The sequence below is a fragment of the Streptomyces sp. NPDC051684 genome, assembly GCF_044453445.1.
Lineage (GTDB): Bacteria > Actinomycetota > Actinomycetes > Streptomycetales > Streptomycetaceae > Streptomyces.
This window is the reverse complement of record NZ_JBITCS010000012.1, coordinates 38,182-56,586: the sequence shown is the minus strand read 5'-3', so window position 1 is coordinate 56,586 and position 18,405 is coordinate 38,182. Positions and strand designations below refer to the sequence as shown.

15 protein-coding genes are annotated in these 18,405 nt (G+C 71.3%); 1 reads left to right on the top strand and 14 read right to left on the bottom strand.

The features are described from left to right. Complete coding sequence (locus tag ACIA8D_RS16610) at nucleotides 1–1,380, top strand: OFA family MFS transporter (RefSeq protein ID WP_399232672.1); 1,380 nt, start codon at nucleotides 1–3, stop codon at nucleotides 1,378–1,380. 77 nt (nucleotides 1,381–1,457) lie between these two features. Here ACIA8D_RS16610 and ACIA8D_RS16605 read toward each other — a convergent pair whose 3' ends face one another. The 14 genes from ACIA8D_RS16605 to ACIA8D_RS16540 all read right to left on the bottom strand — a co-directional run bounded on the left by ACIA8D_RS16605 (nucleotide 1,458) and on the right by ACIA8D_RS16540 (nucleotide 18,388). Then, complete coding sequence (locus ACIA8D_RS16605) at nucleotides 1,458–2,558, bottom strand: sugar phosphate isomerase/epimerase family protein (protein WP_399232900.1); 1,101 nt, start codon at nucleotides 2,556–2,558, stop codon at nucleotides 1,458–1,460. Nucleotides 2,559–2,644: 86 nt separating this feature from the next. Continuing rightward, complete coding sequence (locus ACIA8D_RS16600; protein WP_399232669.1) at nucleotides 2,645–4,165, bottom strand: nucleotide pyrophosphatase/phosphodiesterase family protein; 1,521 nt, start codon at nucleotides 4,163–4,165, stop codon at nucleotides 2,645–2,647. Then, nucleotides 4,162–5,346 (bottom strand): metabolite traffic protein EboE, encoded by a 1,185-nt coding sequence (gene eboE, locus ACIA8D_RS16595; RefSeq protein WP_399232668.1) that lies wholly within the window; start codon nucleotides 5,344–5,346, stop codon nucleotides 4,162–4,164. The genes ACIA8D_RS16600 and eboE overlap by 4 nt, the downstream gene beginning before the upstream one ends. Nucleotides 5,347–5,349: 3 nt before the next feature. Further along, nucleotides 5,350–6,204: a TatD family hydrolase gene (locus ACIA8D_RS16590; protein ID WP_399232665.1), complete on the bottom strand. Its 855-nt coding sequence runs from the start codon at nucleotides 6,202–6,204 to the stop codon at nucleotides 5,350–5,352. Beyond that, nucleotides 6,204–6,884: an EboA domain-containing protein gene (locus ACIA8D_RS16585; RefSeq protein WP_399232663.1), complete on the bottom strand. Its 681-nt coding sequence runs from the start codon at nucleotides 6,882–6,884 to the stop codon at nucleotides 6,204–6,206. Before ACIA8D_RS16585 ends, ACIA8D_RS16590 begins: the two co-directional genes overlap by 1 nt. Then, a complete protein-coding gene (locus ACIA8D_RS16580) occupies nucleotides 6,881–7,771 on the bottom strand; it encodes a sugar phosphate isomerase/epimerase family protein (protein WP_399232661.1) in 891 nt (296 codons plus the stop codon). Before ACIA8D_RS16580 ends, ACIA8D_RS16585 begins: the two co-directional genes overlap by 4 nt. Continuing rightward, a complete protein-coding gene (locus ACIA8D_RS16575) occupies nucleotides 7,768–8,724 on the bottom strand; it encodes an SCO3242 family prenyltransferase (protein WP_399232659.1) in 957 nt (318 codons plus the stop codon). The genes ACIA8D_RS16580 and ACIA8D_RS16575 overlap by 4 nt, the downstream gene beginning before the upstream one ends. Further along, the gene (locus ACIA8D_RS16570) at nucleotides 8,721–9,863 is read right to left on the bottom strand and encodes an inositol-3-phosphate synthase (RefSeq protein ID WP_399232658.1); all 1,143 of its coding nucleotides are present in this window, start codon (nucleotides 9,861–9,863) and stop codon (nucleotides 8,721–8,723) included. Before ACIA8D_RS16570 ends, ACIA8D_RS16575 begins: the two co-directional genes overlap by 4 nt. Nucleotides 9,864–9,963: 100 nt before the next feature. After that, on the bottom strand, nucleotides 9,964–11,379 hold the full coding sequence (locus ACIA8D_RS16565; RefSeq protein WP_399232656.1) for a ThuA domain-containing protein: 1,416 nt from the start codon (nucleotides 11,377–11,379) through the stop codon (nucleotides 9,964–9,966). A 15-nt stretch (nucleotides 11,380–11,394) separates the two neighbouring features. After that, nucleotides 11,395–13,842 carry a PQQ-dependent sugar dehydrogenase gene (locus ACIA8D_RS16560; RefSeq protein WP_399232654.1) on the bottom strand — a complete coding sequence of 816 codons (2,448 nt, stop codon included), beginning with the start codon at nucleotides 13,840–13,842 and terminating at the stop codon, nucleotides 11,395–11,397. A gap of 255 nt (nucleotides 13,843–14,097) precedes the next feature. Beyond that, complete coding sequence (locus ACIA8D_RS16555) at nucleotides 14,098–15,096, bottom strand: sugar phosphate isomerase/epimerase family protein (protein ID WP_399232652.1); 999 nt, start codon at nucleotides 15,094–15,096, stop codon at nucleotides 14,098–14,100. Between the two features lie 27 nt (nucleotides 15,097–15,123). Then, nucleotides 15,124–16,329 carry a Gfo/Idh/MocA family protein gene (locus ACIA8D_RS16550; RefSeq protein ID WP_399232650.1) on the bottom strand — a complete coding sequence of 402 codons (1,206 nt, stop codon included), beginning with the start codon at nucleotides 16,327–16,329 and terminating at the stop codon, nucleotides 15,124–15,126. Between the two features lie 56 nt (nucleotides 16,330–16,385). Beyond that, nucleotides 16,386–17,435 (bottom strand): substrate-binding domain-containing protein, encoded by a 1,050-nt coding sequence (locus tag ACIA8D_RS16545; protein ID WP_399232648.1) that lies wholly within the window; start codon nucleotides 17,433–17,435, stop codon nucleotides 16,386–16,388. A 20-nt stretch (nucleotides 17,436–17,455) separates the two neighbouring features. Beyond that, entirely contained in the window at nucleotides 17,456–18,388 is a 933-nt protein-coding gene (locus ACIA8D_RS16540) for an ABC transporter permease (RefSeq protein WP_399232898.1), read from the bottom strand. Nucleotides 18,389–18,405 lie beyond the last annotated feature (17 nt).

The following is an 18,405-nucleotide window of genomic DNA, read 5'->3' as shown; positions in this document are numbered from 1 at the left end:
ATGACGGCGGAACCTGTCTCCGCTAGCAATACGGCACCGGCTACGGGGAGCCGGTACCGAGAAATAACCGACGACCACGGCCGGATCTATCGCGTGGGCGAGACCGACCGGGACATCCTCGGCCACTCCCGCAAGTTCATGGTGTATTTGCCATGGGTCGCGATGATGGCCATCAGTGTCTCCGAGTACGCCTACGGGTCCGCCGAGGACACCTTGTCCGCGGCGCACGGCTGGACGCAGTCCAACACCTTCTGGATCCTGAGTGTCTGGGTGTTCTTCCAGGCAGGTGTGGCGTTCCCGGCGGGCTGGCTCCGCGAGAAGGGCATCATGCCGGCCCGCCGCGCCATGTACGTGGGCGCCTTCCTGTGCATGATCGGGTTCCTGGCCCTCTCGCACCTGCACAACGTGTGGCTGGCCATCGTCGGATTCGGCGTGATCGGCGGACTCGGCTCCGGGTTCGTGTACGCGACCTGCATCAACATGGTCGGCAAGTGGTACCCCGAACGCAAAGGCGGCAGGACAGGTTTCGTCAACGGAGGCTTCGCCTACGGCTCGCTTCCGTTCATCTTCATCTTCAACTACGCCTTCGACACATCGAACTACCACCGGGTGCTCGACATGATCGGCATCTATGTACTGGTCGTCGTGCTGGTGTGTGCGTTCTTCTTCCGGGACCCGCCGAGGAACTGGTGGCCCTCGGAGGTCGACCCGCTCGCCACGTCGGGCTCGGGCAAGAGCGAGAAGGCTCTCGCCAAGAACCCGCCCGCGGTACGGCAGTTCACGCCCATGGAGGCCATCAAGACGGGCCAGCTGCCGCTGATGTGGCTGAGCCTGGTCCTGACGGCAGGTGTGTCGATCTTCGGCATCTCCTTCCAGGTCGACTTCGCCAAGGAGGTCGGCTTCGGTCCGCTGGTCGCCGCCTCCTCGATGGGTGTCATGGCGGTCATCAACGGCGTCGGACGAGCCGTGGTCGGCTGGATGTCGGACCTGTGGGGCCGCAAGGCGAGCCTGATCCTCGTGATCGTCGTCCTCGGTCTCGCCCAGTTCGGCATCATCTGGGCGGGCGACGTCCGCAGCGAGTGGCTGTTCCTGGTCTTCGCGTTCCTGTCCGGCTTCGGTGGCGGCGCCTTCTACCCGATGTTCGCGGCGCTGACCCCGGACTACTTCGGGGAGAACTACAACGCCACCAACTACGGCCTGGTGTACAGCGGCAAGCTCATCAGCGGCCTGTTCGGCGGCGGCCTCGGCTCGATGGTGGTCGGCGCCTGGGGCTACAACGGGGCGTACGCCCTGGCCGGCGGGATCTCAATGCTGTCGGCGCTCGTCGCGCTCCTGCTGCGGCAGCCGGGGCGGAACGAGAAGGCGGTGCCATTGACATGATCACGTAAAGCAGACGCGACAGTTGAGTGGGGCCCGGCCATCAGGCCGGGCCCCACTCATGTGCCGCTCCTGCGGGGCTACTTGCGCAGGGCCGCCAGGTTGTCGTAGCCGATCCGCGCGTGGGTCAGGGACTGGCCGGGGACGGTGGCGCTGGGCGCGTTGTCCTGCTCGACCATCGGATTGCGGTAGTTGCGGGCGCCGACCCGCTTGAAGAACGTCCGGTAGTCGATGACACCTTCACCGAAGGGCACCATGTCGTAGCCCATGCCGTTAGTGTCGTTGCGGGTGCCGTCCTTGGCGTGGAAGAGCGGGTAGCGCGCGTTGTGGGCGACGACCAGGGCGGCCGGGTCGAAGAAATTCTCGCGGGTGGAGCCGTCGTGCGCGGTGTAGGTGTGGAACTTGTACTGGGCCACGTGCGCCCAGAAGATGTCCATCTCCAGCCACACCGTCTTCGGGTCACTGATCCGCAGGAAGTACTCCAGCTTGCGGATGCCGGAGCTGCGGGTGGGCCTGCCCTGGTCGTCGAGCGGCCCGCCGTCGATCAGGAAGCCGTACGCCGCGTCGTGGTTGTGCGTGTAGAGCTTGAGGCCCGCGCGGCCCGCGATCCGCCCCAGCGCGTTCCACTTGTCGGCGGCGACGTCCCAGTCCGCCTTGTACGAGCTGCCGGTGGGGTCGCCGCCGGTGCCCATGTGGTCCATGCCGAGGATGTTCGCGATCTCCAGGTGCTTCTTGAACTGGTCGGTGTCGGCCTGCGTGAGCGGCCAGGACGACGGGATGAACCCGTGGTTGCCCTGGGCGCGCAGGCCGTACTCGTCGAGCCATGAACGCAGCAGCTTGGCGCCCGCGACGGACTCCAGGTTCGCACCTCCGGGCGCGTTGGCATGCTGGCCGTAACCGGCGAACTCGACCTGCTTGTACCCGTAGCGGGCCAGCTCCTTGAACACCTCGCGGAAGCCGGAGGGCAGATCGCTGCTCAGCGGGTCGCGGCCGGTGGCGTCGCGCACGGTGTAGAGGATGATGCCGCGCTTGTCGGCGGGGACCAGCCTGGTGCCGAGGCCGCCGCCGGAGGAGGAGCCGGTCGCCGGCTGGGCGAGGGCGGGTGCCGCGCCGAACACGGGCGCGGCGATGGCGGCGCCGGCGGCCGCGGTGCAGGTGCTGAGGAAGCGGCGGCGGTTGATGCCGAGGCGGGATCTGAGGGCCTCGTCGGGGCCTGCTGCCGCGTCGGCCGCGAGCGCCTCGGCGGCGGCGGTGCGGTGGAGTTCGGTCACGGGTGCCTTCTCTCGGTCCGGGCGTTGTCAGTGGCGTGTGCTTCACTCTCAGTAACTGCTCCTCCTGTCAGTTCGAGGAGCAGGGCTTTCACTTCGGTGGCCGCGACGCGGCCGGAGAACGCGTGGGGGGTGGAGCACAGGATGAGCGGACCTTCTTCTTCGCTCGCCGGGAGCCGGCCGTGGCTGCCGCGAATAGGTGAGGCGTCCAGCGGGACGACCGCCATGCGGTAGCGCATGCCGAGCTTCTTGCGGGCGAGGGCGGTGGCCGCCTTGACCTTCACATAGGGGTCGAGGGGGTCCATGAAGAGTTCGACCGGGTCGTAGCCGGGTTTGCGGTGGATCTCGACGAGCTGAGCGAAGTCGGGCGCGCGGGCGTCGTCGAGCCAGTAGTAGTACGTGAACCAGGCGTCGGCCTCGGCGACGGCGACGAGTTCGCCGGAGCGCGGATGGTCGAGCTGGTGCGCCTTCTTGCCCTCGTCGTCGAGGAGCTGCTCGATGCCGGGCACATCGGCGAGCGCGGCACGGGTGGCGTCGAGGTCCTCGGGACGGCGTACGTAGATGTGCGCGATCTGGTGGTCCGCCACGGCGAAGGCGCGGGAGGCCATCGGGTCGAGGTACTCCATGCCGTCCTGCGTGTGCACCTCGAGCAGTCCCGCGCGGCGCAGCGCCCGGTTGATGTGGACGGGGCGGTCGGCGCGGGTGATGCCGTATTCGGACAGGGCGACGACGGTGCGGCCTTCGGCGCGGGCGTCGTCCAGGAGCGGGGCGAGGACGGCGTCGAGTTCGGCGGCCGCGCGGTGGGAGCGCGGGTCGTCGGGCCCGTAGCGCTGGAGGTCGTAGTCGAGATGCGGGAGGTAGCTCAGGATCAGATCGGGGTGCCGGGTGTCCAGGACGTGGCGGGTGGCGTCGACGATCCACCGGCTCGACACGAGGTCGGCGCCCGGCCCCCAGAAGTGGAACAGGGGGAACGTGCCGAGCTTGTTGGTGAGTTCGTCGTGCAGGTCCGGGGGCCGGGTGTAGCAGTCGGGTTCCTTGCGGCCGTCGGCGTAGTAGACGGGACGGGGGGTGACGGTGATGTCGGTGTCGGCGCCCATGGCGTACCACCAGCAGATGTTGGCGACCGTGTACCCGGGGTGGACGCGGCGAGCGGCGTCCCAGAGCTTGTCGCCCGCGACGAGACCGTTGTGCTGCCGCCACAGCAGCACGTCGCCGAGCTCGCGGAAGTACCAGCCGTTGCCGACGATGCCGTGCTCGGCGGGCATCGTGCCGGTCAGAAAGGTGGACTGGGCGGCACAGGTGACGGCGGGCAGCACGGTGCCGAGCGGGGCGCGGGATCCGTCCTGACCGAGTTCCTTGAGGCGCGGCATGTGGTCGAGCAGGCGGGGGGTGAGGCCGACGATGTCGAGGACGAGCAGGGGGGTGGCGGGCCCTTGTGTTCGGGTGGGCACATCAAGCCCAGCCGGGGATTGAGGAGCGGGGTCCGGGGCAGAGCCCCGTGGCGTGGGAGCGGAGGTCATGGCAGTTCCTTGAGGCCGATGTCGGTCAACAGGTCACGTGCCAGGGCGAGTTCCGCGGCGATGCCATCGGCGAGTTGCGCCCGCCCACGCGGCCGCAATGCGGGCGGCAGCGCCTGCCACGTATACGTCTCCACCTCAAGGTGCCGCGTGAGCGGCCGCACACCCCCGACAAGCCGGCTCAACGTGTCCTTCAAAACATCGAGCGTGGAGGTGAGAGGCGCGGCGGGAGCCGCATGCAGCGGGACGTGGAAGTGGGCCCGCCAGGGCACGCCCTGCGGCAGGCCCTGTCCGTCGGCCGTGCCGGCCAGCGCCTCGCCGAGGTCGTCGACGCCGTGCAGGGTGCCGTCGGCGCGGGCGCGGGTCTGGTGCAGGAAGCGCGGCTCGTCGAAGGCGGCGAGCGCGGAGCGGACCTCGGGCAGATGGGGGTGTTCGGCATGGAGGGCGGCAGAGAGCTGCGCCTTCACGACGGGGATGCGGGCTGCGGTCAGGGCGTCGAGCGCGGCGCCGGGTTGTTCGAAGGAGGTGGCGAGATGGCAGGTGTCCAGACACAGGCCGACGCGGTCGGTGCGGGCGACGTCGGTGAGCGGGCCGATGGCGTCGCCGGTGGTCTCGACGGTGCAGCCGGGTTCGGGTTCGAGGCCGATGCGGATCGACCGCCCGGTCAACTCCTCGATGGTGTCGAGGCGTTCGGCGAGAGTCCGCAGGGCGTCGCGGGCACGCTCGGCCCGCCGCGGGTCGACGGCGGTGCGCCAGGCGAGCGGCAGGGTGGAGACGGTGCCCTCGGCGGCGTCGGCGGGCAGCAGGGTGCCGAGCAGCCGGGCCAGGTCGACGGTGTGGGCGAGGCGTTCCTCGTCGGCCCAGTCCGGCTTGTAGACGCGGTACTTGACCTCGGCGGCGCCGAACCCTTCGTAGGGGAAGCCGTTGAGGGTGACGACCTCGAGGCCGCGCCGGTCGAGTTCGGCGCGCAGTCCGCGCAGCGCCGTGGGGTCGGTGATCAAGGCGCGGGCGGCGTCCTTCGCGAGCCACAGGCCGATGCCGAGCCGGTCCCTGCCGAGGCGTTTGCGCACGGGTTCGCAGTGGTCGCGCAGTTGGGCGAGGACGCCGTCGAGGGTCTCGGCGGGGTGCACGTTGGTGCAGTACGCGAGGTGGACGGTGGAGCCGTCGGGGTGCCGGAAGCGCATGGGTCACTCACCGCCGCGCAGGATCGAGTTGCCTTCATGCGTGGTGGCGGGTTCCGTCGTCGGGAGGTCGATCCGCAGCCGTCCGCTCAGCCCGTAGAAGGCGACCGGGTTGCGCCACAGCACGCGGTCGACGTCGTCGTCGCCGAAGCCCGAGGCGAGCATGGCGTCGGCGACCTTGCGGGTCTTGAGGGGGTCGCTGTTGCCCCAGTCGGCCGCGGAGTTGACGAGGACCTTCTCCGGGCCGTGGGTGCGCAGGATGTCCACCATCCGCGCTTCGTCCATCTTGGTGTCGGGGTAGACGGAGAAGCCGAGCCAGGCGCCGGAGTCCTTGGCCTCCTTGACGGTGGTCTCGTTGAGGTGGTCGATCAGGACCCGCTCGACGGGCAGCGCGGACTCCCGGACGACGTCGAGGGTGCGGCGGAGGCCGGCGAGCTTGTCGCGGTGCGGGGTGTGCACGAGGGCGGGGAGCTCGTGGTCGGCGGCCAGTTGCAGCTGGGCGGCGAGCGCGGTGTCCTCGGCGGGGGTCATGGAGTCGTAGCCGATCTCGCCGACGGCGACGACGCCGTCCTTCACGAGGTAGCGGGGCAGCTCGTGAAGGACGGGCACGCAGCGCGCGTCGTTCGCCTCCTTGGGGTTGAGGGCGATCGTGCAGTGGTGCGCGATGCCGTACTGGGCGGCGCGGAACGGCTCCCAGCCGAGCAGCCCGTCGAAGTAGTCGAAGAAGGAGGCGGGCGAGGTGCGGGGCTGGCCGAGCCAGAAGGCCGGCTCCACCAGGGCCCGCACTCCGGCGGCGCGCATCGCCTGGTAGTCGTCGGTGGTGCGCGAGGTCATGTGGATGTGGGGGTCGAAGAGGCGCATCAGGACTCCTTGCCGTGGGGGTCGGGCCGGCCGTGCGTCGGGGACTCGGGCGCGCTGAGGGCCAGGACGCGGTGCAGGTCGTCGGGGACGGGCCGTCCGGCGGCGGTGCGTTCGTCGGCGAAGTCGCCCAGCATGCGGACGAGTTCGCCGTCGCCGCGGGCGCGCTCGGCGAGGCCCGCCACGGCGTCCGCCCGCACGCCGGTGAACAGGCACTTGAGGACGGCGTGCCGCCAGGCGTGGGCGGGCAGATGGGCGGCGGCGTACGGCCCGACGGCGGCGGTCAGCAGGCGGGTGTCGTTGGCCCGCAGGGCGTCCTCGACCAGCGGAAGGGCGTCCGGTCCTGCCACGAGATGCGGCAGGGCGAGCAGTACGGCACGGCGTTCGGCGGCGGTGCCCTGGGTGTACAGCACGGTGAGGGTGGCGGTGTCGGCGCGGGCGGCGTGCAGCAGCAGGAGCCGGGCGGCGTCCGCGTGCTCGTCGCCGACGCGGCGTCCCGCTTCGGCGAACCTCAACTGCCAAGCGGCTAGCCGGTGTTCGTATGGTTGGGTGTCGGGCCGGGCGCTCGCGCCGGTGAGCGCCGCGTGCAGCCAGGCGCGGGCAGTGGCGTCCAGCGTGGCGCCGAGGCGTGCGCGGACGGTGCCGAGGTCCGGGAGGGTGCCGGTGCCGGTGCCGTACGTCATGGTGTGCCTCCTCCTCGCGGTGCGGGTCGGGCCACGGAGCGCAGGAAGTCGAGGGAACGGGCTGCCAGTTGGGGGCCCGCGTGGGAGTGCCGGGGCAGTTCGACGACGGTCAGGCCCTGGTAGCCGATGGCGGCGAGGGCGTCGAGCACGGGCGGGAAGTCGATCTCCCCTTCCCCGAACGGCAGATGCTCGTGGACGCCCCGGCGCATGTCCTCGATCTGCACGTGCCGCAGCCAGGGCGCCGCCGCGCGGACGCAGTCGGCGGGAGGCAGGGGTTCCAGGCACTGGCAGTGCCCGATGTCGAGGGTCAGTCCGAGGACTTCGGGGCTGCCCAGGTCGCGGCGCAGCCGGTGGAAGTCGGCGAGCGTGGCGAGGAGGTGGCCGGGTTCGGGCTCGATGGCCAGCGGGACACCGGCGGCGTCGGCGGCCTCCAGTACGGGAGTCAGGGCCGCGGCGAGGCGCTTCCAGGCGGTGTCCGGGTCGGTGCCTGCGGGGGTGCCGCCGCTGAAGCAGTGCACCGCGTGGGCGCCCAGGTCGGCGGCGACCTGGACGGCGCGGAGCAGCAGTCGGACACGGGCGGACCGGGCGTCGGCGTCCGGGTCGAGGAGGGAGGGGCCGTGTTTGCGGCGTGGGTCGAGAACGTAGCGGGCGCCGGTCTCGACGGTGACCGACAGCCGGTGCCGTTCGAGGGCGCGGGACACCTCGTGGGTGCGGGCCGCCAGGTCCGGGGCGAGCGGGTCGAGGTGCATGTGGTCGAGGGTGAGCCCGACACCGTCGTAGCCGAGGTCGGCGAGGAGGCCGAGGGCGTCGGCGAGGCGCAGGTCGGTGAGGCCGTTGGTGCCGTAGCCCCAGCGCGGTGGGACCGGCGCGGCTGCGGTGGCGGTCACGTGATGCTCACCTTCTTCGCGAAGCGGCGGGCCAGGGGCGCGAGGGCGAGGGTGGCGAGCGAGGTCACGGGGGCGCCGGAGCGGGCGGCCAGCGCGGATTGGAGGGGGACGAGCGCGCGGATGCCGGCGCCTACGGCGCGTTGGGTGAGCGGGGGCGAGGGGTTGAGGGCGGCGTGGAAGAGGGGGCGCAGGGCCGTGGTGGCGTATGCGGCGGCAGGGAGGGCGACGCCGAGGCGGGCGGCGCCCGCGGTTCGGCCCGCGGTGTGCGCAAGGGGGCGCGAGCCCCGGGCACGCGCGGTGAGGAGGGTTGCCGCGATGGTGGTCGCCGTGGCCAGCGCCGTCAGCGGGGCGACGATGTCGCCGCCCTGGGTTTCGTTGCGGGAGACCGTGGTGACCGCCGCCGTGTGGACGGCAAGGGTGGTGGCCGCCGTGAGGGCCGGGCCCAGGGGGCCGTGGTCGGCGACCGGGGCCGAGGCCGCCGCGCCCAGCAGCAGGTCGAGTCCCCGGGCCGTGCCCATCGCCGCCGGGCCCGCCGGGGTGTCCTTGAGGCGCAGGTCGTACGCCCACACCGTCGCCGCGAGCGCCGCGGCCACCGCGCCGGTCGTCCGGTTGGCGCGGCAGGCCAGGGCGAGGCCCGCGCCGGTCAGCGCGCCCGCCGCCGCCAGGGCGTGGGCGGGCCGGACGCGGCCGGAGGGCAGCGGGCGGTGCGGGCGGTCGCGGGCGTCCTCGTCCCGGTCGGCCCAGTCGTTGAGGGCCATGCCCGCGGCGTACAGGCTGACGGAGGCGCCGGCTGCCAGGAGCGTGCCGCGGCCGGGGCGGGATCCCGTGGCGGCCGCACCGGCCAGGACATCGCCGGGCACCGTGAACAGGGCCGGGAGCCGCAGGAGTTCGACCCAGGCGCGGCCTCGTGACTCCGGCACCCGCGTCCCCGGCCCCACACCCTCCCCGCTCACGCCGCACCGTCCCGCAGACGGTCCGCGAAGGCGAGCAGCGCCTCGTACTGATGGTCCAGGTCGCAGGACGCACCGGGGTCGGGGTCCTTGAAGTAGAAGCCCAGCTCGGGGCGGGGGCCGGTCAGTCCGGCCCGCGCGGCGCGCAGCAGCAGGCGGGCCAGGTCGAGGACGAGGGGCGCGGCGAGGGCCGAGTCGCAGCCCTGCCACGTGGTCTGGAGGGTCATCCGGGCGCCGAGGAAGCCGTCGAAGGCGATGTGGTCCCAGGCCGTCTTCCAGTCGCCGAGCGCCGGGACGTCGTCGATGTGGACCTCGCCCTGAGGGACGGTGCCGAGGGTGTCGGCGAGGACACGTTCCTTGCCGGCGTTCTTCGCGGCAGCCGCGGCCGGGTCGGCGAGGGCCGCGCCGTCGCCGCCGCCGAGGAGGTTGGTGCCCGACCAGGCGCGCACGTCGAGCGCGCGCCTGCGGAACATCGGGCCGAGCACGGACCGCAGCAGGGTCTGCCCGGTCTTGCCGTCGCGGCCCGCGAAGGGCACGCCCGCGGTGCGGGCCGCGCGCTGGAGAGAGGGGTGGTGGAGTCCCGTGGAGGGGGTGAAGTTGATGTACGGGAGGCCGGCGCGCAGGGCCGCCGCCGCGTACAGGGAGCTGGCCGGGAGGTCGTCGCCGCCGGGTGCCGCCTCGGTGGAGGCGACGTTGACGACGACGGCCCCGGCCAGGGCGTGGCGTCGCACGAAGGACTGGATGTCGGCGGTGAAGGCGGCGATCAGCTCGTCCTGGGTGCGGCCGTCGCCGGGGAGCGGCCCGCCGGGTCTGATCTCCCGGTCGGCGGCGGCGAGTTCGGCGCCCACCGCGCCCGGCAGTCCGTGCGGCAGCACTCCCCCGGCGGCGAGCTGCTCGGCGCGCTTGGGCAGCGGGCAGTCGAGGGTGTCGTGGCCGCCGAAGACGAGCGAGGTCAGGGCAGGCAGGGCCGCCGTGGTGAACGGCTCGGTCTCCGTGACCATCCCGGAGGGCGGATGCAGCCCGGCGCCAAGTGCGGCGCAGCCGGCGACGGCCGTGGTGGCGACGGAGCCGCGGGCCCCGATCAGCCACACCCCGAACCGCGGTCCGGGTGCGGACGGAGGGCAGGACGGTCCGGCGGACATGGGCAGCCTCCTAGTCGAGCGTGCAGCCAGTGGGTGCCCCGCCGGGCGGGGCGGGGCAAGGCGGCGGGCGGGGGTCCGGCGTCCCTCGCCCGCCGCCGTCCTAGTAGCCCGCGCCGGGCAGCGCGCCCGGGCCGGACGTGGGGTTGAGTTCCTTCAGGCGGATCTTGCGGAAGGACACCTGGTCGGAGTCGCCGTGGTTCTGCAGACCGATGTAGCCGTCGGTCAGGCTCCGTTCGGGGTCCTTGTTGGTGAAGTCGTTGACCTCGACTCCGTTGAGGAACACCTGGAGGCGTTCGCCCCGCACCTTGATCTCGTAGGAGTTCCACTCCCCCGGCGGCTTCAGGGCCTTGTCGCGGGCGGCGAGGTCGGCGGACTGGAAGGAGTAGACCGCGCCGGTGGTGCGGTCGGGTGCGTCGGTGGCGTCGATCTGGATCTCGTAGCCCTTGTCGACGGCCGACCAGGGGTCGTCGGAGGCCGGGAAGCCCACGAAGACACCCGAGTTGTCGTCGCCGTCGGCGCTCGACATCTTCCAGTCGAGCTTGAGGGAGTACGAGTGCAGCTCCTTGGCCTGGTACCAGAGCAGGCCCATGCCGCCTTGGGAGTCGAGGGCCCCCTTCGCCGGGTCCACGGCGAAGCCGCCGGGTCCCGCCTGCTTCCAGCCGTCGAGCGTCTCTCCGTTGAAGAAGTCCCGGTAGCCGGTGTTCGGGCGGCAGTTGGCGGCGACCTTCCCGGTGGCGTACCGCAGGCCGCCGCGCAGATGGCCGCGGAACGCGGGGTCGGCGTAGGACTCCTTGGTGTGTCCGCCGCCGGTGTAGAAGGCCCGGCCGCCGCCGTAGTTCTGGCACCAGGCGATAGTGGGGTCTCCCCTGCTCGGAGCGTGTCGGAGAGCTTGGGGAAGGTCGCCGTTCATGGTGCCGCCGCTGTACGTCGTCTCGTCGAGGGACGCGAGGACGTGCACCTTGTCCCGCGGGTTGGAGCGGTAGTTGTACCACTCGTCGGTGCGCTGCCAGGCGTCCGGCAGCTCGCGCGTCGCCGGATGCTTGTGGTCCTCGACGCGGAGCGTGGCCGGCTGGATCGCCGGGTGCCCCTGGAACCAGGCGCCGACGAGGCCGCCGTAGTGGTCCCAGTCGTACTCGGTGTCGGCGGCGGCGTGCACGCCCAGGTGGCCGCCGCCCTTGGCGACGTAGCCCTCGAAAGCCTTCTGCTGGGCGGCGTCGAGCACGTCGCCGGTGGTGGAGAGGAACACGACGGCCTTGTAGCGGGCGAGGTTGCCCGGGGTGAAGGCGCTCGCGTCCTCGGTGGTGTCGACGGCGAGCCGGTCGGCGGCGCCGAGTTCCTTCAGGGCCGCGATGCCCTCGGGGATGGAGTCGTGGCGGAAGGCGGCGGTCTTGGAGAAGACCAGGACCCGGTCCCGGGCCCCGGCGCCGTCGGGCGCCGAGGTGGCCGGGACCGTGAGCCCGCCGACGAGCAGGGCGGCGGCGGCCGTCGCGAGGCCGATGCGGAGGGTGCTGCGCATGCTGTCCTGCTCCTCTCAGCTCGTGGTGAAGGTGAAGTCGTCGATCTCGAACAGGTTCTTGCCGCTGCCGCCCTTGAAGACGAGGTAGAGCGTGGTGCTCTTGGTGGGCGGCTTGCTGATGGCGGTGGTGACGTCGGCGTACGTCTCCGTGGAGCCGGTGGGTGCGACCTTGGCGCTGCCGACGAGCCGGCCGGTGGCCGAGCCGGTGCGGATCTCCAGGGTGCCGCCGTTGCCGGCGGAGGCGACGCGCGCCTTCAGGGACTTGGCGTTGCCGATCGCGTAGGGCTTGAAGGAGATCCAGTCGCCGTTCTCGATGGTGCCGACGGCCTTGCCGCCGTTCGCCGACTCGTGGCCGACGACCGACACACCCTTCGAGTCGCCGTAGTGCTCGGCCTGGCGGTGCTTCTGCTGCGTGACGGCCTGGTCGTGCGTGGTGAGCGCCGGCTGGCCGTTCGCGCCCTTGTCGGTGTACTCGGCGTCGAAGACACCGAAGACGTTGGCGTTCGGGTCGTGCTCGCTGTCGGCGCTGGTCTGGATGGTGCCGGAGCAGCCGGTGGCCGAGGTGATCGGGTGGCCGTGGCTGTCGTGGCCGAGAACGTGCGTGACCTTGACCTTGGAGCAGTCGATCGCCCCGTCCTCGGGGTCGGTGACCTTCACCTTGAACGAGACCTTGTCGCCGAAGGTGAACAGCTGCCCGTCGGCAGGCAGTTCCAGGGTCACCTTGGGCGCGGTGTTGCCGACGGTGAGGTGCACATCGGCGCTGCCGGTGCGGCCCGTGGCGTCCTTGGCGGTCACGGTCGCGGTGTAGGTGCCGTTCTTCTTGTAGGTGTGGCTGGGCGAGGCGCCGGTACCGGTGGTGCCGTCGCCGAAGTTCCAGGAGTACGTGAGCGCGTCACCGTCGGCGTCCGAGGCGGTGGAGGTGAACCGCGTCTTCAGGGGCGCCTGGCCGGAGGTCTTGTCGGCCTTGGCGTCGATGGTCGGCGAGTGTCCGTCGGTGGCGTTCTCGATGCGGTACAGGGCGGAGTTCTCGTCGCCGCCGAACCAGGAGAGGCCGTAGTCGAGGACGTACAGCGCGCCGTCGGGGCCGAAGGCCATGTCCATCACCTGGGTGCCGGTCCAGGGGAACGGGTTGATCGAGGTGACCTTGCCGTCGGCGTCCTGCTCGATCCGTTTGATCCACTGGCGGCCGAACTCGCCGGCGAAGAAGTCACCGTCGTACGCCTCGGGGAACTTCACCGGGGAGGTGTTGGCGGCGTCGTAGCGGTAGACCGGGCCACCCATCGGGGACTCGGAGCCGGAGCCGAACTCGGGTACGGAGCCGCCGTCGTAGGGGATCCAGGCGGCCTGCGCGGGTGGCAGGTCGGTGAGGCCGGTGTTGTGCGGCGAGGTGTTCTTCGGCGCCGCACAGTCGAAGTTCGAGCCGGAGGCGCCGGTCGCGAAGTCGTAGTCCGCGTAGGCGTCGTTGTCACCGGTGCAGTACGGCCAGCCGAAGTTCCCGGCCTTCGTCACGCGGGCGAACTCGACCTGTCCCGCGGGACCCCGCTTCGGGTCGGCGGTGCCCGCGTCGGGCCCGTAGTCGCCGACGTAGACGGTGCCGGTGGGCTTGTCGACGCTCATCCGGAACGGATTGCGGAAGCCCATCGCGTAGATCTCGGGGCGCGTCTTGTCGGTGCCGGGGGCGAACAGGTTGCCGTCCGGGACGGTGTACGAGCCGTCGTCCGCGACCTTGACGCGCAGGATCTTGCCGCGCAGGTCGTTGGTGTTGCCCGCCGAACGCCTGGCGTCGTAGGCGGGGTTGCGGGTGGCGCGCTCGTCGATGGGCGTGTAGCCGTCGGAGGCGAACGGGTTGGAGTCGTCGCCGGTCGACAGGTACAGGTTGCCGTCCTTGTCGAAGTCGATGTCGCCGCCGACGTGGCAGCAGATACCGCGCGAGGTCTGGACGTCGAGGACCTTCTTCTCGGAGGCCTTGTCGAGCGTGCCGTCCGTGTTGAGCGTGAAGCGCGAGAGCCGGTTGTAGCCGTCGAAGGGGGCGAAGTCGGCGGCCGTGCCGTCGTTCGGGGCGTCGCCCGCCGGGGTGTCCAGCGGCGGCGCGTAGTAGAGGTAGATCGCGCGGTTCTCGCTGAAGTTCGGGTCGACGCCGACGCCCTGGAGGCCCTCTTCGTCGTGGGTGTAGACGTCGAGTTTGCCGGCGACCTTGGTGGTGCCGTTCTCGTCGGTCAGGCGCAGCACGCCGTCGCGCGAGGTGTGCAGGACCTTGCGGTCCGGCAGGACGGCGAGCGACATCGGCTCGCCGACCTCCTCGGCACCCTTGGCGAGGGTGACCTGCTGGAAGTCCTCGGCCGCGGCCGCGGAGTCGACGGGCGCGGGGGCCGCGGCCGCCGAGAAGGTGAGCGAGGCGGCGGCGAGCAGGGTGCCGGTGATGAGGGCGAGTGCGTTGCGGGTTCTCAGGCGTTTCCTGTGCACGGGTTCCTCCGGACAGAGGGGTGGGTCGTGCGTTACGCCGGGGCGCGCCGTCGCCCCGGAGGGATCTGTGCCGTGAGTGCCATGTGTGAGCCGTGCGGTCATTCGGGGGAGGACGCTAGCTGCGTTTGTCCCGTTCGAACAGACCTTGTACGTAAGGGAGTTGAGCTTTCTCCCAGCTCAGGACAAAGCCGTTTTCGGGCAGGGGCGGCCGGCCGCGCGACCAGCGGATCGGGTCGCGCGGCCGTGGCCCCGGCGTCAGCTGTTGAACGCCGCGTCGAAGGACGCCGTGGGTGGTTCGAAGTCGAACGCCTTCAGGCGGGTCAGGGCCTCGGGGGCGCCCTGAAGGCGGTCCATGCCCGCGTCCTCCCACTCCACGGAGATCGGCCCGGAGTAGTCGATGGAGCGGAGCATGCGGAAGACGTCCTCCCAGGGGACGTCGCCGTGCCCGGCGGAGACGAAGTCCCAGCCGCGGCGGGGGTCTCCCCAGGGGAGGTGGGAGCCGAGTCGGCCGTTGCGGCCGTCGAGGCGCTTGCGGGCCTCCTTGCAGTCGACGTGCAGGATGCGGTCCTTGAAGTCCCACAGGAAGCCGACCGGGTCGAGGTCCTGCCACACGAAGTGGGAGGGGTCGAAGTTCAGCCCGAAGGCGGTCCGGTGGTCGACTGCCTCCAGGGCCTTGTGCGTTGTCCAGTAGTCGTAGGCGATCTCGCTGGGATGGACCTCGTGCGCGAAGCGGACGCCCTCGGCGTCGAACACGTCGAGGATCGGGTTCCAGCGCTCGGCGAAGTCCTCGTAGCCGCGCTCGATCATCGACTCGGGCGCGGGCGGGAACATGGCGACGAGGTGCCAGATGGCGGAGCCGGTGAAGCCGATGACGGTGTCGACGCCGAAGGCGGCGGCCGCGCGTGCGGTGTCCTTGATCTCGGCGGCGGCCCGCTGCCGTACCCCCTCGGCCTCGCCGTGCCCCCAGATCCGCGACGGCAGGATCGCCTCGTGGCGTTCGTCGATGATGGCGTCGCAGACGGCCTGCCCGACCAGATGGTTGGAGATGGCCCAGCACTTGAGGCCGTACTTGTCGAGCAGGGCGTGCCGGCCCTTGACGTAGTCGGGGTCGTCGAGGGCCTTGTCGACCTCGAAGTGGTCGCCCCAGCAGGCAAGTTCGAGGCCGTCGTATCCGGCGTCGCGGGCGATGCGGCAGACGTCTTCGAGCGGCAGGTCGGCCCACTGGCCGGTGAAGAGGGTGAACGGGCGGGGCATGGCTGGCTCCTCTCGGGCCGGGGGCCCTCAGGCCGGAATCGGGGTGTAGACGGAGTTCTTGGCCGCGCTCTCCTCGACCGCCGCGAGGACGCGCTGCACCTGGAGGCCGTCGGCGAACGAGGGCCGGGGCTGCGTTCCCTCGGCGATGGCGGTGAGGAGGTCGCGGGCCTGGTGGGTGAACGTGTGCTCGTAGCCGAGGCCGTGGCCGGGCGGCCACCATGCCTCCAGGTAGGGGTGGCCGGGCTCGGTGGCGAGGATCCGCCGGAAGCCGGCGTGCTCGGCGGGTTCGGTGTGGTCGTGGAAGGACAGTTCGTTGAGGCGCTCCAGGTCGAAGGCCAACGACCCCTGGGAGCCGTTGAGTTCGATGGTGAGCGCGTTCTTGCGGCCGGTCGCGAACCGGGTGGCCTCGAAGGAGGCCAGGGCACCGGAGGCGAACCGGCCGGTGAACAGAGCCGCGTCGTCGACGGTGACGGGCCCGGTGCCCGCCTCGCCGCCCCCGGCCGCCGAGAGGCCGGAGGACGCCCCGTCCAGGAGCGGGCGTTCCCGCACGAAGGTCTCGGTGAGCGCGGAGACCCCGGTCACGGGTTCGCCCGCGAGGTACTGGGCGAGGTCCACGACATGCGCGCCGAGGTCACCGAGGGCGCCGGAGCCCGCGTGCGGTTTCTGCAGCCGCCAGGTGAGCGGGAAGGCGGGGTCGACGAGCCAGTCCTGGAGGTAGTGGACGCGGACGTGCCGCAGGGTGCCGATACGGCCTTCGGCGACCATGCGGCGGGCCAGGGCGACGGCCGGGACGCGGCGATAGTTGAAGCCGACCATGGCCAACTGGCCGCGGGCAGCAGCCCGTTCGGCGGCCTCGGCCATCGCCTCCGCCTCCTCCACCGAGTTGGCGAGCGGCTTCTCGCACAGCACGTGCTTGCCGGCCTCCAGGGCGGCGACGGCGATCTCGGCGTGACTGTCGCCGGGGGTGCAGATGTCGACCAGGCCGACGTCGTCCCGGGCGATCAGCGCCCGCCAGTCGGTCTCGGCCGCGGCCCACCCGAGCCGGTCCGCCGCGTCCCGCACCCCCGAGGCGTCGCGGCCGCAGATCGCGGCGAGCGCGGGCGTGAGCGGCAGGTCGAAGACGCGGCCCACGGTGCGCCAGCCCTGCGAGTGGGCGGCGCCCATGAACGCGTAGCCGACCATGCCGACACCCAGGACGGGCCTCGCCCCGTCGTGTCCATTGCTGCCTGCCATGCAGAAGACCTCCTCGTCCGCGCGGTGCTGGGGGGGATACGCCGTACGGGCGGGGCTCACTTGAAGCCGGTGGGCATGTACTGGTCGACGTTCTTCTTGTCGACGACGGCCGAGTACAGGGTCACGTGCGCGGGGATCTCGAACTCGGCCATGCCGCTGATGCCCTTGCCCTGGCCGAGCGCGCGGGCCAGGTCGATCGCGGAGGCGGCCATGGTCGGCGGGTACAGGACGGTGGCCTTCAGCACGCCCCGGCCCTGCTTGATCTCCTCGAACGCGGAGAGCGCGCCCGCGCCGCCGACCATCAGGAAGTCGTCGCGGCCGGCCTGCTTGATGGCGCGCAGGGCGCCGACACCCTGGTCGTCGTCGTGGTTCCACAGGGCGTCGAAGTTCTTCTGGGCCTGGAGGAGCTGGGACATCTTGGCCTGTCCGGACTCGACCGTGAACTCGGCGGCCTGCCGGGCCACCTTCTTGATGTTCGGGTAGTTCTTCAGGGCGGCGTCGAAGCCCTCGGTGCGCTGCTTGGTGAGTTCGAGGTTGTCGAGCCCGGCGAGCTCGACGACCCGCGCGTTCTTCTTGTCCTTGAGCTGCTCGCCGATGTAGTGCCCGGCGCTCAGGCCCATCCCGTAGTTGTCACCGCCGATCCAGCAGCGGTACGCCTGCGGGGTGTTGAAGATGCGGTCGAGGTTCACGACGGGGATGCCGGCGCGCATCGCCTTCAGGCCGACCTGGGTCAGCGCCTTGCCGTCGGCGGGCAGTACGACGAGGACGTCGACCTTCTTGTTGATGAGGGTCTCGACCTGGCCGATCTGCGCGGCGGTGTCGTTGGAGCCCTCGGTGGTCTCCAGGGTGACGTCCGCGTACTTCTTGGCGCGTTCCTTGGCGTTGTCGTTGATGGCGTTGAGCCAGCCGTGGTCGGCCTGCGGGCCCGCGAAGCCGATGGTGACCTGCTTGCCCTTCTTCTCGTCGGCGACCGGCTGGTCGGCGGCCTTCTTGTCGTCGCTCTTGTCGCTCGGCTCGTTGCTGGTGCAGGCGGTGAGCAGTCCGCCCGCGGTGACGGCCGCGGCCGCGCCGAAGATCAGTCCTCGGCGGCTCGTTGTCTCTGGCATGGCGTGTCCCTTTCCGCGTTTCAATGGGAAGTGCTGGCCGTGCGCCGCTGCACCAGGACCGCCACGACGATGATGGCGCCCTTGGCGATCTGCTGGACGTCGCTCTGCAGGTTGTTCAGCGCGAAGATGTTCTGGATCGTGGTGAAGATCAGAACGCCGAGCACGGAGCCGACGATGGTGCCGCGGCCGCCCGTGAGCAGGGTGCCGCCGATGATGGCGGCGGCGATGGCGTCGAGTTCGTAGAGGTTGCCGTTGGTGTTCTGCCCTGAGCCGGAGAGCACGATCAGCAGGAAGGCCGCGATGCCGCAGCACAGGCCGGAGAGCAGATACAGGTACAGGCGCTGACGGCGTACGTCGATGCCGGCGAGGCGGGCCGCCTCCGCGTTGCCGCCGACGGCGACGGTGCGGCGGCCGAAGGTGGTCCGGTTGAGGACCAACCAGCCGATCACGGTGACCGCGACGAACACCAGCACCAGGGGCGGGATCCCGAGCACGTACGAGTCGCGCTCGCCGAGCTTCAACACCCCGGGCACGGTGACCATTTGGGTCTTGCCGTCGGTGATCTGGAGGGCGAGGCCGCGGCCGGAGGCGAGCATCGCGAGCGTGGCGATGAACGGGACCATGCCGCCGTACGCGATCAGCACCCCGTTGACGAGGCCGCAGCCGACGCCGACGAGGATCGCCGTGAACAGGACGCCGGCGAAGCCGTACTCCTGGGTGGCGACGGTGGTGGCCCAGACACCGGCGAGGGCGACGATCGCGCCGACGGAGAGGTCGATGCCACCGGAGATGATCACGAAGGTCATGCCGACGGTGACGACGCCGATGACGGACGCCTGGGTGAGGACGAGTTGCAGGTTGTCCGTATCCAGGAAGGAGCCCGGCTGGGTGATGCCGCCGATCACGACGAGCGCGGCGAGGACGCCGAGGAGCGAGATCGTTCGGACGTCCATCCGGGCGACGCGGGGAC